The 15,075-nt window shown below is 60.7% G+C and carries 12 protein-coding genes; 3 read left to right on the forward strand and 9 right to left on the reverse strand.

Going from position 1 to position 15,075, the window contains the following annotated elements:
- Position 1: 1 nt before the first annotated feature.
- From Q1A07_RS00975 to Q1A07_RS01010, 8 genes are all read right to left on the reverse strand, one after another.
- The gene (locus Q1A07_RS00975; RefSeq protein WP_299776969.1) at positions 2-2,206 is read right to left on the reverse strand and encodes a type I secretion system permease/ATPase; all 2,205 of its coding nucleotides are present in this window, start codon (positions 2,204-2,206) and stop codon (positions 2-4) included.
- Positions 2,203-3,582, reverse strand: a complete 1,380-nt coding sequence (locus Q1A07_RS00980) for a TolC family protein (protein ID WP_299776971.1) — start codon at positions 3,580-3,582, stop codon at positions 2,203-2,205. The genes Q1A07_RS00975 and Q1A07_RS00980 overlap by 4 nt, the downstream gene beginning before the upstream one ends.
- A 168-nt stretch (positions 3,583-3,750) precedes the next feature.
- Complete coding sequence (locus Q1A07_RS00985) at positions 3,751-4,140, reverse strand: DUF3307 domain-containing protein (RefSeq protein ID WP_366944006.1); 390 nt, start codon at positions 4,138-4,140, stop codon at positions 3,751-3,753.
- A 175-nt stretch (positions 4,141-4,315) separates the two neighbouring features.
- Complete coding sequence (gene ugpC / locus Q1A07_RS00990) at positions 4,316-5,422, reverse strand: sn-glycerol-3-phosphate ABC transporter ATP-binding protein UgpC (RefSeq protein WP_299776975.1); 1,107 nt, start codon at positions 5,420-5,422, stop codon at positions 4,316-4,318.
- A gap of 25 nt (positions 5,423-5,447) precedes the next feature.
- Entirely contained in the window at positions 5,448-7,100 is a 1,653-nt protein-coding gene (locus tag Q1A07_RS00995) for an alpha-glucosidase (RefSeq protein ID WP_299776977.1), read from the reverse strand.
- A gap of 14 nt (positions 7,101-7,114) precedes the next feature.
- Positions 7,115-8,239, reverse strand: coding sequence for a carbohydrate ABC transporter permease (locus tag Q1A07_RS01000; protein ID WP_299776979.1), 1,125 nt, complete (start codon positions 8,237-8,239; stop codon positions 7,115-7,117).
- Positions 8,239-9,219, reverse strand: a complete 981-nt coding sequence (locus tag Q1A07_RS01005; RefSeq protein ID WP_299776981.1) for a carbohydrate ABC transporter permease — start codon at positions 9,217-9,219, stop codon at positions 8,239-8,241. Before Q1A07_RS01005 ends, Q1A07_RS01000 begins: the two co-directional genes overlap by 1 nt.
- 72 nt (positions 9,220-9,291) lie before the next feature.
- Positions 9,292-10,647: an ABC transporter substrate-binding protein gene (locus Q1A07_RS01010; protein WP_299776983.1), complete on the reverse strand. Its 1,356-nt coding sequence runs from the start codon at positions 10,645-10,647 to the stop codon at positions 9,292-9,294.
- A 257-nt stretch (positions 10,648-10,904) separates the two neighbouring features.
- Between Q1A07_RS01010 and Q1A07_RS01015 the strand changes: the two genes are divergently transcribed.
- Positions 10,905-11,936, forward strand: coding sequence for a substrate-binding domain-containing protein (locus tag Q1A07_RS01015; RefSeq protein ID WP_299776985.1), 1,032 nt, complete (start codon positions 10,905-10,907; stop codon positions 11,934-11,936).
- Position 11,937: 1 nt separating this feature from the next.
- Positions 11,938-13,251: a GH1 family beta-glucosidase gene (locus Q1A07_RS01020; protein ID WP_299776987.1), complete on the forward strand. Its 1,314-nt coding sequence runs from the start codon at positions 11,938-11,940 to the stop codon at positions 13,249-13,251.
- On the opposite strand, the gene Q1A07_RS01025 is transcribed toward Q1A07_RS01020, so the two are convergent.
- Complete coding sequence (locus Q1A07_RS01025; protein WP_299776989.1) at positions 13,241-14,482, reverse strand: cytochrome c peroxidase; 1,242 nt, start codon at positions 14,480-14,482, stop codon at positions 13,241-13,243. The genes Q1A07_RS01020 and Q1A07_RS01025 overlap by 11 nt on opposite strands.
- A gap of 45 nt (positions 14,483-14,527) precedes the next feature.
- On the opposite strand from Q1A07_RS01025, the gene Q1A07_RS01030 reads away from it, so the two are divergent.
- Complete coding sequence (locus Q1A07_RS01030) at positions 14,528-14,998, forward strand: tetratricopeptide repeat protein (RefSeq protein WP_299776991.1); 471 nt, start codon at positions 14,528-14,530, stop codon at positions 14,996-14,998.
- Positions 14,999-15,075 lie beyond the last annotated feature (77 nt).

Here is a 15,075-nt window from a genome sequence, read left to right on the forward strand (position 1 = left end):
ACTACCCCTTTGCCCGCGCGGCACCCATGGCCCGCAGTTTGTTCAATACATCGTTGCGCGGACCATCCAGCACGGCACGCCCCTGATCCATCACGATCAACCGCTCTGCCATGGCGGCCAGTGATTGCCGATGCGTGCAGATGACCATGCCAACGCCTGTCTTGTTCAGCTCTGCCAGTCGGTCGATGATCAACGTCTGCATACGCTGGTCCATGGCGTTGGTCGGTTCGTCCAGAAACAGCGTCTTGGGGCGGCGCAGCAACAGGCGGGCCAGCGCCACGCCCTGCTTTTGCCCCCCCGACAAATGCTTGCCCTGCTCGCCGATGAACATGTCGAGCCCTTCCGGCGCTTCAGCGAGAAACTCATCCATCGCCGCGAAATAGAGCGCCCGTGCAATCTCTTCATCACTGGCATTCTGCTGGCCGATCACAAGGTTCTCCCGCAGGGTGCCGGTGAAAAGTTCCGGAATTTGAGGCAGATAACCGATGCCGCGGCGCAGCTCTGCAGGCTCGTATTGCGACAAGGCGATCCCGTCCACCAGCACCTTGCCGCTGTCGGGCCGAAGCAACCCCGCCAGCACCTTACCCGCCGTGGTCTTGCCGGACCCGACCCGGCCCAGCAAGGCAACGCACTCCCCCGGTGCCACGGTAAAGCTAAGGTCTTTCAGCGCCGGGCGCGCAGCATTCGGATAGGTGAGCGACACTGTGTCCAGCGCAAGCGCGCCCTCTTTGACATGCGCGTTACTCTTCACGGCAGAGCCTTGTTCTACCGGCAACGCCATGAACCGGTTCAGCGCCGCCAGCGATTTAAACGCATATTGTGCGCGGAAAATCGTCTGCGCGATGGTGCCCAGGGGGGCCAGCACCCGGCCAGCGAGGATGTTCGCCGCGATCAACCCGCCCACGGTGATTACGCCGTCCGAGACCAGAAAAACGCCCCAGACGATGATCAGGACCGACACCAGTTGCTGCACCAACATCGTGCCGTTGGTCGCGACGTTGGACCAGAATTTGGTGCGGCCGTTGATCCGCGAGGAGGCCGCGACCGCCGCTTCCCACTCACGCTGCATCAGGGGTTCGGCGTTCAGGCTCTTGATGGTTTCAATCCCGGCCAGCGACTCCACCAGCACCACGTGGCGTTTCGTGGCCATTTGCTGCGCGCGCCCCGCGCTGCGACCCAGCGGCAATTGCGCAGCAATGGCGATCAACAAGACCACGGGAACGGCAAGCAAAGGCACCAGCGCAATCGGCCCGACGATGAGGTAGAGCGCCGCCACAAATATCCCAATGAACAGCAGATCAATCAGCGCGACAAAGGTGGCGGAGGCAAAGAATTCGCGCACGACTTCGAAATCGCGGATCGTGCTGGCGATGCCCGCCGCCCCGCCGGGGCGGTCCAGCAGCCGGGTATTCATCGCCTGCCGAAACAACGTGGCCGCCACTTTCAGATCCACGCGCCGGCCAATGTTTTCAAGGATATTCGCGCGGATCGTGCGCATCACCAGATCAAGCAGCAGCGCAATCCCGACCCCGATGGCCAGCGTCCAGAGCGTCACATAGGCGAGGTTGGGGATCACCTTGTCATAAACGTTCATGACAAAAAGCGGCAGCGCCAGCGTCATCAGATTGAGCAGGAAAGCGGCGACGAGAATCTGCGCCCAGTTCCCCGTGTTTGCCCGCACCGGCGCCCAGAACCAATGCCCGGGTCGCGGGCCGTCCCGCGCGGTGTCGGGCGACAGCATCGCCCCTGCCCGGTCGGCGCTGCGGGTGACCATCATCAGCTCCGGGCGGATGTCCTTGCGCAGCTTACGCAACGGAATTTCCTGCTCCAGGATGCCCTGCGCCGGATCGACCACGCGTGCGGTCTTGCCGCCTTCACTTATGTCTTGAACGATCAGCGGTTGCCCGGATTTGCGCCAAACCAGAAACGGCAGCGCAATCGCGTCAACCGCCGTAGGGTCGCGCAATACAAGCCGGGATGCCAGCCCGATGGCCTCCAGCGCGCGGGCAAGGTCGTGCGGATTCGAGAGCGCGGTCCCGTGCGAAAGCCGTGCCTGCACAGCATCCGCCGAGAACGGTTGGTCAAAAGCCCGCGCCAGCCATTCAATCATCGCCATATCCGGCGCAGCGCCATCCTTCGGTGGCATGTCGGCCCCCGCAGGGCGCAGCGGTACGGCACCGGCCTCCGTGCCGCCCTGCAATCTCATTCGAGCGGCTCGATCGCGACGTTGAAAATCGCGGTTGGATTACCCTTCACGCGGTCCTGAAACCTCGGCTCCAGGGCAATATCGGCCTTGGCCAATCCAAAGTGCGCCGCCAACAGGCTTTGTGCAGCCAGCGCACGGTAGGTGCTGAAGGCAAGCCCGGCCCGCGCCCCAACCGCTTCGAACTCCACGTTGAACCGGGCGCGTTCGACTTCCAGCAGGTCCAGCAAGGTGCGCTTTGCCGCCAGAAATTCGTCACCGTAGACCTCGACGATCAGCCTGTTGATGCGGAGCTGATCGTTGAGCTGTGTCACCCGGTCGGCATTTGTCCGGTAGGAGTTCCATGTGCGGGCGGCCAGTTCACGCACGTCCCGCACGGCGACGGCCTGAAGTGCCATCGCGCGGCTGTTGCGTTCGGCCAACGCGCGCCGTTCCGCCTGTCGACCACCCTGATAAATCGTCCAGCGCAGTCCGATGCCCACCGTCTCATCCGTGCGCGTGCCGGAAACGCCGTTGCGATTGATATCGCGCACGACGCCGGTATTCAGCGACAATTCCGGGTAGCGGTCCGAGAGCGTCACTTCGGACTGAAAGCGCGTCTGATCGATCTGCGTACGGGCAAATTGAACACGATAACTGTTGCGTTCGGCGGTGTTGGAAAGCTGCGCAAGGGACGACGGAGCCTTGGCCAGTGGAACGCTCATGGCACCGCTTGGTAGACGGCCAATTACCCTTTGATAACGAGCATTTGCATCCCGCAGTGCACGTTCCACATCAAGCTGTGCCAGTTGAGCAGAGCGGACCCTGTCATCAATTGTCAGTTCGTCACTGAACGGCAGACGCCCACCTTCCACAAGGTCCCGCACGCGGGCCCCGATTTCCTCATGTTTGGCGACGTTACGCTCGGCCACAGTCAACAATTGCCGGTGCCTGTGCACATCAATGTAGGCTTCGGTGGCGTTCAGAGCCATGGTCTCGGATGCGTCCAGCAGACGGAAAATACTACCGTCCACGCGCGCCGCGTTTGCATAGACAAGATTGGCGCGCCGAAACCCGTCAAACAGCACCAGTTCCGCCCGCACCCCCAGCTGATTGCGAGCCTTGGTGTTGTCATTGTCCGAAACGGACAGGGAATTCGGGTCACTCACCCGCTGCCAGCCGGTTTCACCTGACAGGGTCACTCGCGGTTCATACTCGCCCCGCAATTGGATCAGCTCATAGGCCGAGGCACGCATTTCAGCCTGCGAGGCCTTGATGGTCGGGTTCGTGGTGACAGCAAAACGCACCGCGTCAGACAAAGCTTCGGCGGAAACCGTTCCGGCAAGTACCGAGACAGCCAGACCTGCACAGACAAAATTGCGCATTCGTTTCAAGATCATGCCCCCCGCACCCGCGTACAAAATACTAAAACCAATGACCTTACGTTAACCAACTCGGTCAAAAAAGCAATCTGTCAGGGTTTTACCGGTGACGAGCGACCAAAGCTGCCGTGCAACCGACCGCATTTGCAGGTGCGTGGCTCGATGCAATTTTCCGCTGCGCAACCGTTAGGGTGCAGCCGCGGCCATCAGCCAGAGCCAGATCATACCGACATACGTGAGCTGGTGCAGAGCCTGATCCACACCCGACGCACGCCAATAGGCGGCATCCGCCGGTGTCAGTTTCAAATCTTCAGTATGGCGCCCTTTCCACCAGTCAATGTGGAAGTGTACAGCCCATTCCAGCAACACGACGGGAATGATGAAGGCGAATGGCGTGCCCACCAAGGCAAACGCCGCAACCGATCCGACGGCATGCACGCCCGCATGCAGGAACCGCCCAAGGTGCAGGTATTGCCCGCGTCCATCCAGCATCATCTTTGTCTGAAGGAAGTAATCCGCCAGCATGTGTTTTACTTGTAAAAGGCACAACAGGATCAACAGTGTGCTGTAACTCACTACCAAGACATCTTCCTTTCACCCCCGGCATCTCAGACACTAATGCCAGCGGGGATCACCTGTAAATCCGGCAATCTACCAAAAGCCCCTGCAAATTTGCATTTCTCGGCGCAGGAGCAAAAATCTTCCTGTCAGGACGTCGCCGGATCGGGCGAAATTGAGCGGATTCTAACCGTCACGTCCGATAAAGCAGTGACTTACCATTGGCAAAAAGATGCACTTTGGACGGGTCCGCGGTCAATTTCAGGGTCTGGCCGCGCATATTGGTGTGAATCCCGGCCAGTTTGGCAATCACCGTGTCCGTGTCCCGGCTAGAGCTCGGGGCTTCGAAGTACAGTTGCGTGACCTCGCCCAGAGCTTCGACAATGGTGACCTTGTCGGCGAAGGCATAGTTGTCGCCATCGGTGGCAATCATGTCTTCGGGCCGAATGCCGACGTTGATCTTCATGCCCTTATCCGAAGGCTGCGTCGGTACATTCGACTGGAAGGTGCCGCCCCCTTCCGGACAGGAGACGGTGGTGACCTCACCGGTTTCCACGATCTCACCCGCCAGCAGGTTCATCGCCGGAGAGCCGATGAACTGCGCCACGAACTCATTCTCGGGCTTCTCGTAGAGCTCCAGCGGGCTTCCCACCTGTGCAATGCCCTTGTTGGCCAGCACCACGATGCGGCTGGCCAGCGTCATCGCCTCCACCTGGTCGTGGGTCACGTAGATCATGGTGGAATTCGGCATGCTCTCCTTGAGCTGCGCGATCTCGATCCGCGTGGCCACCCGCAGGGAGGCATCGAGGTTCGAGAGCGGTTCGTCAAAGAGGTAGACCTTGGGGTCACGCACGATGGAGCGGCCGATGGCCACCCGCTGCCGCTGCCCGCCCGAGAGCGCCTTGGGCAGACGGTCCAGGTATTCATCGAGTTGCAGCACCTTGGCCGCGCGGCCCACCGCCTCGTCGATCTCCTGCGGGGATTTCTTGGCCAGCTTCAGCGCAAAGGCCATGTTGTCGCGCACGGTCATATGCGGGTAAAGCGCATAGGACTGGAAGACCATCGCGATACCGCGCTGTGCAGGGGGCACGTCGTTCATACGGTCGCCGTCGATGGTCAGCTCACCCGCGGTGATCTTCTCCAGCCCCGCGATCATGCGCAGCAGGGTCGACTTGCCGCAGCCGGACGGCCCGACAAAGACGATCAACTCGCCCGTGGTGATGTCCAGATCGATGTGCTTGAGCACCTCGACGTTGCCGCCATAGGCCTTGCCCACATCCGTCAGTTTCAGATTGGCCATATCCTTGTCCCTCCCAAGACGCGGGTTAACCCTGTTTGATGGCCAGGCAGACTTGCCACGGCCCCAGGTGTAGTTTGAAATCCGGTGACGGGGTGGCCCCGCCCAACTCATGCCCTATTGTGCTCCAGTCGCCCGGCGGCATCCCGTGCAGCGACGGCGTGTCCGACAGGTTGAAAGCGCAAAACAGCGTCTCGTCCCCATGTGTCCGGGTAAATTGCAGAATATCGCCATAGGCAAAGACACCGCCATGCTCCCCCTTGATCAGCGAGGGGTGCTCCTTGCGGAAGGCAATTGCCCGGCGATAGTGGTGCAGGATCGACGTCGGGTCGTCCTCTTGCACCCCAACCGACCGGTTGAGGTGATCATGACTGACCGGCAGCCACGGGAACCCTTCGGAGAAGCCACCGTTCTGGTTTGACTGCTCCCAGACCATCGGCGTGCGGCAGCCGTCGCGGCCCTTGAACTCCGGCCAGAACTGCTTGCCATAGGGGTCTTGCAGGTCCTCAAAAGCCACGTCTGCCTCCGGCAGCCCAAGCTCTTCGCCCTGATACAGGCAAACCGACCCGCGCAGGCACATGATCAGCGTCGCGAACATGCGCTGCGCCGCCGGCGGCAGATCCCAGCGGGTCGCATGGCGCATCACGTCGTGATTGGAAAACGCCCAGCAGGGCCAGCCGTGTTTGGCCACGCGACCCAACTCATCGAAAACCTGGGCCACACGCGTGGCATCCAGCGGCGTCTTGGCGAGGAACTCGAAGGCGTAACACATGTGCACCCGGTCGGTGCCCTTGGTGTATTCCCCCAAGAGCTCAAGCCCCCGCTGCGCGTCACCGACCTCGCCCACACAGGCGGCGGCGGGGTATTCGTCCAGCAGCGCCCGGAACCGTTTCAGGAATTCGACATTCTCCGGCTGGTTTTTGGAATGGACGTGTTCCTGATGATTGTAGGGGTTCACCGATGGCGCGATATTGGCGTTGCGCCGCTCCGGCGGCAGCGCCGGGTTGTCGCGCAATTCCTTGTCGGCATAGTAGAAATTGATCGTATCGAGGCGGAAGCCATCGACGCCCCGATCCAGCCAAAAGCGCGTGGTGGCAAGAATCGCGTTCTGCACGTCTTCGTTGTGGAAATTCAGGTCGGGCTGCTCCACCAGGAAGTTGTGCAGGTAATACTGCTCGCGCCCCGGATCCCATTGCCACGCGGGCCCGCCGAAGATCGACAACCAGTTGTTGGGCGGGGTGCCGTCGGGTTTAGGGTCGGACCAGACATACCAATCGGCCTTGGAATTCGTGCGGTCGGACTGGCTTTCCACGAACCACGGGTGCTGATCCGAGGTGTGGCTCAGCACCAGATCGATCATCACCTTCAGCCCGTGCTGATGCGCGGCCTCGACCACCACGTCGAAATCCGCGAGGCTGCCAAACATCGGATCGACGTCGCAATAGTCACTCACGTCATAGCCGAAATCCTTCATCGGCGAGGTGAAGAAGGGTGAAATCCAGATCGCATCCACCCCCAGAGAAGCGATGTAGCTCATGCGTTGCGAAATGCCGATCAGATCACCGATCCCATCGCCGTTGCTGTCCTGAAAGCTGCGCGGGTAGATCTGGTAGATCACCGCGCCACGCCACCAGTCCTTGTCGATCACGGGCAGGTGCAGATGGTGTTCCATCTTTGTCATTCTTGTTGAACTTTCTATTTCACGGAGCCGGCCAGCAGACCGCGCACCAGATAGCGTTGCATTGTAAAGAAGACGATGAGCGGCACGGCAATCGAGATGAAGGCCGCCGAGGCCAGAATACCCCAATCGCCACCGCGTGAGCCCAAAAGATCATCAGCGATCTTGACCGTCATCACCCAGCTTTCCGAATTCGACGGCAGGAAAACCTTGGCCACCAGCAGATCATTCCACGTCCAGAGGAACTGGAAGATCGCGAAAGACGCCAATGCGGGGAAGCTCAGCGGCAGCACGATCTTGGTGAAGACCTGAAAATCCGTGGCCCCGTCGACCTTGGCGCTTTCAATAATGTCGCGCGGCAGACCGACCATGTAGTTGCGCAAGAGGTAGATCGCGAGCGGTAACCCGAAGCCGGTATGCGCCATCCAGATGCCAAGGAAGCTTTGGCCGATGCCAATCTTGTTGTGGAACTGCAAAAGCGGCACGAGGGCCAGTTGCAGGGGCACCACCAAGAGGCCGACAACCATCGCGATCAGCAACCCCCTGCCCGCAAAGTCCATCCACGCCAGCGCATAAGCCGCAAAGGCCGCGATCAGGATGGGGATAATGGTCGCGGGGATCGTGACCGTCAGCGTGTTGATGAAGGCGATGTCCATATTGTTGGAAAAGAGAATCGTCTGGTAGTTATCCAGCGAGAAATCCGGCGGCGTCGCGGTCGAGTAATAGACGCTCGGATCGCGTTTGATCTCTGCCGGAGAGCGATAGACGAAATCTCCATTCTCCTGCACGGTCAGGGATCTGTCGCGGGTCAGTTCGGCTGTTTCTCCAGCAGCCGCTACCGTTGGGTTGGAGCGCGCGCCACCAAAGCGGATCACCTCGCCTTCGCCACCCGAGAAGATGTTGCCCTCGATGACGAAGAACTCCCCATCCTGCCGGACTTCTCCGGCGGGGATCTTGGCCTGAAAGTTCTGCTCCACGGCGAAGGGCGACAGCCACCAGCCGGAGGCGGAAATCTGGTCCCGGTCCCGGAAGGAGGACACCAGCAGCCCGACGGTCGGGATGAGCCAGAGCACCACCAGGAAGATCACCGAGAGGTTGACGGCCCAGCTGAGCGAAGACTTTGTGCCTGCGATATTGTCCATTATCTCATCTCCGCCCTTGCCTGCCGGATGTTCCAGATCATCACCGGCAACACCACGATCATGATGATGAAGGCCACCGCCGTGGCGCGCCCGTCATCGCGGAACATGTAAGACATCATGTAACTGGGCAGGATGTCAGTGCCGAAGTTGCCCCCTGTCATGGTGTAGACGATGTCGAAAACCTTGAGCACGAGGATGGTGATCGTGGTCCAGACAACGACGATAGTGCCCATGATCTGCGGCACCTTGATCTTGAAGAAGACCTGAAACGGGTTGGCCCCGTCAATGATCGCCGCCTCGATGGTCTCTTCCGGAATGCCACGCAGCGCGGCGGAGAGGATCACCATGGCAAAACCGGTCTGGATCCAGACCAGAATGAACATCAGGAAGAAGTTGTTCCAGAAACGCACCTGCAGCACGTCAAGCGGTTCGGAGGCGCCAAAGAAGTCGCGGATCGCATTGATCAGCCCGATGTCGGCATTGTTGGCGTAGACGAATTTCCAGATCAGCGAAGCCCCCACAAAGGAGATCGCCATCGGCATGAAGATCAGCGATTTGGCGATATTGCCCCATTTCAGCCGGTCAGTGAGCTGCGCCACCAGCAGCCCGAGAAAGGTTGCCGCTGCGGGCACAACGAGCACCCAAAGCATGTTGTTGAAGAAAGCAATCTGAAAGCCATCGTCAGCGAACATGGTCGTGTAGTTGCCAAAGCCGATGAATTCGTCGCCGGAGCGGTTGTAGAGCGAGCGGTAGAACGAGCCCACCACCGGGTAGACCAGATAGAGCCCCAGGGCGGCCATCGCCGGAAACAGGAACAGCCACGGGCGCACCAGATTGGCGCGGTTGATGTTCTGGCCCGGATTGTCCGCGCGCGGCGGAAAGATGACCTTGTCAAGGATCAGGTTGGACAGGAAGAAATAGCCGACGCAGCCGCCGACCCCGACGATAACGGTGATAATTCCCTGGAGCAGCGGTGACATGGCGATCCCTCCCAAGACGCATGTGCGGGTTTGGTCCGGCGGCACACACCGCCGGACCCATGTGCAAGAGCCTTACTGGATGGTGTCCCAGCGGTCCTGAATGCCTTTGGCAACCTCTTCGGCACTGGCCCCGGTGGTGTAATCCACCATACCGGTCCAGAAGGCGCCCGCGCCGATCTCACCCGGCATCAGGTCGGAGGCATCAAAGCGGAAGGTGGTCGCATTCAGCAGAATGTCGCCCTGCGCCTTGAGGCTGTCCTCAAGATACATCTCGGTGTTCACGCCCGCATGGGCCGTCAGGAAACCACCCTGCGCCATCCACAGTTCATGTGCGATAGGTGTCTTCAGGAACTCGACGAAGGCGTTGGCAGCTTCGGACGGGTTGGTGATGGCGAAAAGCGTGCCCGCGCCCAGCACCGGCTTGCCCAGGTCTTTTTCCGCATAGGCCGGGAAGTAGAAGAAATCTACATCGTCGCCCACGGTTGTCCCTTCCGGGAAGAAGGCCGGAATGAAGGAGGCCTGACGGTGCATGTAGCATTTTGGCGGGATCGAGAAGAGACCTGCCGGGCTGTCGCGGAAGTCGGTGTTGGCAACCGCGGAGGCCCCGCCATCGACGTAATCATCGTTGCGGGCAAAAGCACCGAATTCCTCAATGGCCGCGATGACCTTGGGGTCGTCGAACTTCATCTCATTGGCCACCCAGGCGTCGTAATCCTCAGGCGCCTGCGTGCGCAGCATCATCTCTTCGACCCAGTCGGTCGCCGGCCAGCCGGTCGCAGCTCCGGATCCCAGACCGATGCACCAGGGTGTGCCGCCCTCTTCCACGATCAGATCGGTGAGCTCTTTCAGCTCTTCCATGGTTTCGGGAATGTCATAGCCCGCCTCGTCAAAAGCTTCGGGCGAGTACCAGACCAGAGATTTCACATCGACCCGGTAAAAGATGCCGTACATCTGGTCGTCGCCGTTCTGGTCCGCATAGGTGCCCAGATCGACCCAGGACTGACCGGCCGCGTAGTTGTCACGCACCCAGTCGGACATGCCATCGGGCAGCGGCGTCAGCAGCCCCTGGCTGGCCATATCAGCGGCGAGGCCGGGTTGCGGAAAGACGGCGAGGTTCGGCGCGGAGCCGGAGCGCGCGGAAATCACGATGTCCTGCTCAAAGCTGTCAGAACCGGAGTAATTGACCGTGGCCCCCGTGGCGCTGGTAAAATAGGCAAACGCCTTGTCCACCTTTTCCTTTTCATCGCCGGTCCAGGGGCCGGTGATCTCGACCGTCTGACCGCTCAGGTCGTATTTGTCAGCGAATTCAGTGTAGCTGTCCCAGCTGAAATCGCCCTCGCCCACGGCAAAGGGCTGGTGCCCATCCGCATGGGCCGTCCCAGCGAAAAGAGCCAGTGCCGCAGCACCCGCGTAAAAACGTGCCTTCATGAGTTCCTCCCGTTGCAATGCCTGTTTCGACATCGTCTTGACCATTTTTTGGGCGCAAAGAATCACTTCAAAGCGCTTTGGATGTCTGAAAATTGGAGGAAGGTGTCAAATGTGTCAACTCGCGGTTGGGTTTCTGGACAAGTTTTCAATGCTCTGAGCCGAGTGGGCACCTCTTCCCGACGTTTCCGCTTTGACCTGCGGAAGCAGGCTGCCTAGGCTGTGATCTGTTTGAGAGTAAAAATGAAACTGCAGGTCTTATGAATCTACGCGAGCTTTCAGAACGGCTGAACCTGTCCCAGACCACGGTCAGCCGCGCGCTGAACGGGTACCCGGAAGTTAATGAGGAAACCCGCAAGCGGGTCGCAGCGGCGGCGGCCAAATTCAACTACCGTCCCAACATCCGGGCGCAAACGCTGGCGACAGGTCGGTCGATGTCCATCGGGCACATCATCCCCTTCTCAAAACAGAACGAAATGGTGAACATCGTATTTGCGGATTTCATCGCCGGTGCCGGGGAGATTTACGCCCAGCACGGCTATAGCATGAGCCTTTCGCTGGTCCGGGACGAGGATGAACTCAACGCTTACCAGGGGGTTGCCGAAAAGGGCGCAGTCGATGGCATCATCGTGCACTCGCCTGCCCGCGATGATCCGCGGATTTCCTTTCTTTCCAATCTGGACATCCCGTTCCTTGTGCACGGGCGCGCCTCCGAGGTGACAACGCCCTATTCATGGCTGGACGTGAACAACAAACGCGCAATCGAAACCGGCACCGCCCATTTGCTGGACCTTGATCACCGCCGTATCGGGTTGATAAATGGCGAAGAACGGATGGATTTTGCGCAGCGGCGGCGCGACGGATATCTGGCGGCGTTGACAGCAGCAGGCATAACACCCGAGACCGCCCTGATGCGCTCCGGCGAGATGAGCGAGCCCCACGGCTATGCCTCCGCGCATGATATGCTGGACAGCACGGAACCGCCCACCGCTTTTGTTGCCTCTTCCATCGTATCCGCCCTTGGTGTCAGACGCGCGATTGAAGAGCGTGGCCTTGTGATGGGACGGGACATCTCGATCCTGTGTTTCGACGATGATATCTCCTACCTTCCCAACGGGCGAACGACGCCTGTTTTCACGGCGATGCGCTCGTCGGTGCGGGCAGCCGGTCGCCGGTGCGCAGAATTATTGATTGACCAGATCAAGATACCACAACAAGGCATGGCAACAGAGCTCTGGGACGCGGAACTCATCATAGGCGGCTCTACCGGCCCCTGCCCCAAAGGAAGATAAGATGGATTTCAAAAGATCGGACTTCCCGGTGGATTTCCAATTTGCCGCGGCCACCTCAAGCTACCAGATCGAAGGTCATAGCTTTGGCGGGGCGGGGAAGACCCATTGGGACACATTCGCCGCGACGCCGGGCAACGTGGTGCGGGCCGAGCATGGCGATATCGCCTGCGATCACTATCACCGGATGGAAGAAGACCTTGACCTGATGCAGGCGCTGGGGCTGGATGCCTATCGGTTTTCCACGAGCTGGGCGCGGGTGCTGCCAGAGGGTCGTGGCACGCCGAATGAGGAAGGTCTGGACTTCTACGACCGGCTGGTCGACGGGCTGCTGGCGCGGGGCCTGAACCCGATGGTGACGCTGTACCACTGGGAACTGCCCGTGCCGCTCGCCGATCTGGGCGGCTGGCGCAATCCGGACATCTCGCACTGGCTGGCGGACTACACCACCGTCATCATGAAGCGCATCGGCGACCGGGTGTTCAGCGCAGCCCCGATCAACGAGCCGTGGTGTGTCGGCTGGCTGTCGCATTTCATGGGCCATCACGCGCCCGGTCTCCGCGACATTCGCGCCACCGCCCATGCGATGCATCACGTGCTCACGGGCCATGGCCGCGCCATTCAGGCGATGCGCGCGCTGGGGATGAAGAACCTCGGGGCCGTGTGCAATTTCGAATATGCGCACCCTGTGGATGACACGCCCGAAGCGGCGGCGGCGGCACAGCTTTATGACGGCTATTACAACCGGTTTTTCCTAGAGGGGCTCTTCAAGGGCGCCTACCCCGGCGACGTGATGGAAGGTCTCGCCCCCCATATGCCAAAGGGTTGGGAAGAGGATTTCGACCTGATCGGCCAACCTCTGGATTGGTGCGGGCTGAATTACTACACCTGCAAGCGCATCGCGCCGGTGGACGGCCCCTGGCCCGCGCATGAGGAGGTCGACGGCCCCCTGCCGAAAACGCAGATGGGATGGGAAATCTTTCCCAAAGGCCTGCATCACTTCCTGACCTGGGTGCATGAGACCTACACCCAGGGCCTGCCGCTCTACGTCACCGAAAACGGCATGGCCAACCCGGATGAGGTCGGCGTGCCGGATCAGGCGCGCATCGACTATCTGAACGCCCATATCGCCGCGGCACGGCAGGCGATGGCCGAAGGCGTGCCGCTGGCGGGCTACACCTTCTGGTCGCTGATGGACAATTACGAATGGGCGCTGGGGTACGAGAAACGCTTTGGCCTGATCCATGTGGATTTCGAGACCTTGGAGCGGACGCCGAAAGCGTCTTATCACGCGCTGGCCGACGCGCTTAAGGCGTGAACCACACGGGCACGCCGAAGGGCGGGGTATCGACCGATGTGCCGGTCAGGCTCTCCAGAAACGCAACGATCTGAGCAATTTCGATGTCGTTGAGGTCGGGCCCACGCGCCGGTACAACCTGCGCCTGACGCGCCATCTCGCGCCTGTCCGACTGGATGATGAAGTCGGTTGCCGCCAGCCAGGGCACCTTTGGCAGTGCTGCGTCCACCGGTTGCCACGTGGCGCGCATCGCCGCCGGATCAAGATGATGACGCACCATCTGCTCCAGCGTCGCATAGGCCCCGTTGTGCCCATAAGGCGCGGTGAGCGCCACATTGCGCAGCATCGGCGTGCGGAAGGCATAGGCATCCTCGAGGCGATTGCTCTCGCCCATCCGCCCGACGTCACGCGCATAGGGGTCAAAGACCCGTGTCCGGCCGGGCCCAAAGGCAGGCAGCCCCAGCGCATGGAATTCCTGATCACTCATGAGCGCCCCGGCGTGGCACGTGCTGCACGCCGCCTTGCCGTAGAAAAGATCCATGCCCGCCCTCTGGTCCATCGTCAGCGCGGCACTGTCCCCGGCGAGATACTGATCAAAGGGGCTGTCGATGCTGGTCCATTCGATGGTCATGAAGGCCGCCAGCGCGTTGGCAATCTCGACGATCGTCACCTCTTCCGGTGTCTCGATGTGATCGAACGCGGCGACAAAGCGCGCGCCGTAGTCAGTTTCCGTACGCACCCGTTTGGCCAGGATCGGCCAGGCGTTGTCGATCCGGTCATGCACCGCGCCGATCACTTCGTTCTCACCCGGGTTGCCCGCCATCTCGAACTGCGCCACCAACGGAAACAGCGCCTGCGCGGCCAGCAAGGAGTTGAGCCCCTGTGGCAGCCACTCCTCCGCCGGAGAGTTGAAACCGTTGCCAAAGAGACCGGACGTGCTCAACCGCCCGTCGTGAAACATCACCGTCAGATCGCGCGCGCCGAGGTTCCACAGCCCCGGCGCATTGCGCGGGATGCGCTTGGCGATGCGGGACAGGCCGATGCCGGGGGTGCGCTCGGGTCCCAGACCCTGCCCGCCTTCTCCGATCCCAAGCGAAAGCCCGTCCCCCGTGCCAAAATCCGGGTGGTGACAATGCGCACAGGAGATATTCCGGTTGCCCGACAGGATGGTATCGTAGAACAAGGAGTGGCCCAGAGCGGCCTGACCCCGGTCGAAGTCCGGAAAGTCGGTCGCCGTCAGAGGCGGCGGCAAATCCCCCGCGAATGCGGCGGTTGCGAAACAGGAGAGAAGAACCCCATGCGCGCCATATGTCTTGTGCTTGCGTTTCTTGCGTCCCCAGTCTTTGCGGAAATCGAAGAGGCGCGCGACATGATGGAAGAGGGCCGCTTTGAGGAGGCCTACGAGGCGCTCTGGCCCGCCGCGCGGTCCGGGAATGCGGATGCCGAGGAGTTGATGGGTGTCATGTATGCCATGGGCCTTGGTGTGCCCCGTGACGATATCCGGGCGTTTGACTGGTACCTGCGGTCGGCGATGAAGGGACATCCGGGAGCGCAGTCCGGGGTCGGCTGGTACTATGAAGTTGGGCGCGGGATGCCTGCGCCTGACCTGGTGCGGGCCTACATGTGGTACACGCTGTCCGCGATTGGGGGTGACCCGGATGCTGCGATCAGCCTTGAGGAAGTCGTCAAGAAGATGACCGCTGAGGAGATCGAAAAAGCGCATGTTCTCGTGGGTGACTACAAGGTTTGGATGTATCCGTTCCGGTAAGGATCGCCTGACGTTTGGCACCGCAATCGTGGCACCTGCACAGGACCGCACCGCCGGGCATATTTTTGGAACAATGA

The sequence above is a fragment of the uncultured Roseobacter sp. genome (genome assembly GCF_947492555.1).
Classification (GTDB): domain Bacteria; phylum Pseudomonadota; class Alphaproteobacteria; order Rhodobacterales; family Rhodobacteraceae; genus Roseobacter.

Coding starts and splice junctions, on each gene's coding strand:
- Q1A07_RS00975 (WP_299776969.1), bottom strand. CDS start 2,206: ATGAGATTGCAGGGCGGCACGGAGGCCGGTGCCGTACCGCTGCGCCCT.
- Q1A07_RS00980 (WP_299776971.1), bottom strand. CDS start 3,582: ATGATCTTGAAACGAATGCGCAATTTTGTCTGTGCAGGTCTGGCTGTC.
- ugpC (WP_299776975.1), bottom strand. CDS start 5,422: ATGGCCAATCTGAAACTGACGGATGTGGGCAAGGCCTATGGCGGCAAC.
- Q1A07_RS00995 (WP_299776977.1), bottom strand. CDS start 7,100: ATGACAAAGATGGAACACCATCTGCACCTGCCCGTGATCGACAAGGAC.
- Q1A07_RS01000 (WP_299776979.1), bottom strand. CDS start 8,239: ATGGACAATATCGCAGGCACAAAGTCTTCGCTCAGCTGGGCCGTCAAC.
- Q1A07_RS01005 (WP_299776981.1), bottom strand. CDS start 9,219: ATGTCACCGCTGCTCCAGGGAATTATCACCGTTATCGTCGGGGTCGGC.
- Q1A07_RS01010 (WP_299776983.1), bottom strand. CDS start 10,647: ATGAAGGCACGTTTTTACGCGGGTGCTGCGGCACTGGCTCTTTTCGCT.
- Q1A07_RS01015 (WP_299776985.1), top strand. CDS start 10,905: ATGAATCTACGCGAGCTTTCAGAACGGCTGAACCTGTCCCAGACCACG.
- Q1A07_RS01020 (WP_299776987.1), top strand. CDS start 11,938: ATGGATTTCAAAAGATCGGACTTCCCGGTGGATTTCCAATTTGCCGCG.
- Q1A07_RS01030 (WP_299776991.1), top strand. CDS start 14,528: ATGCGCGCCATATGTCTTGTGCTTGCGTTTCTTGCGTCCCCAGTCTTT.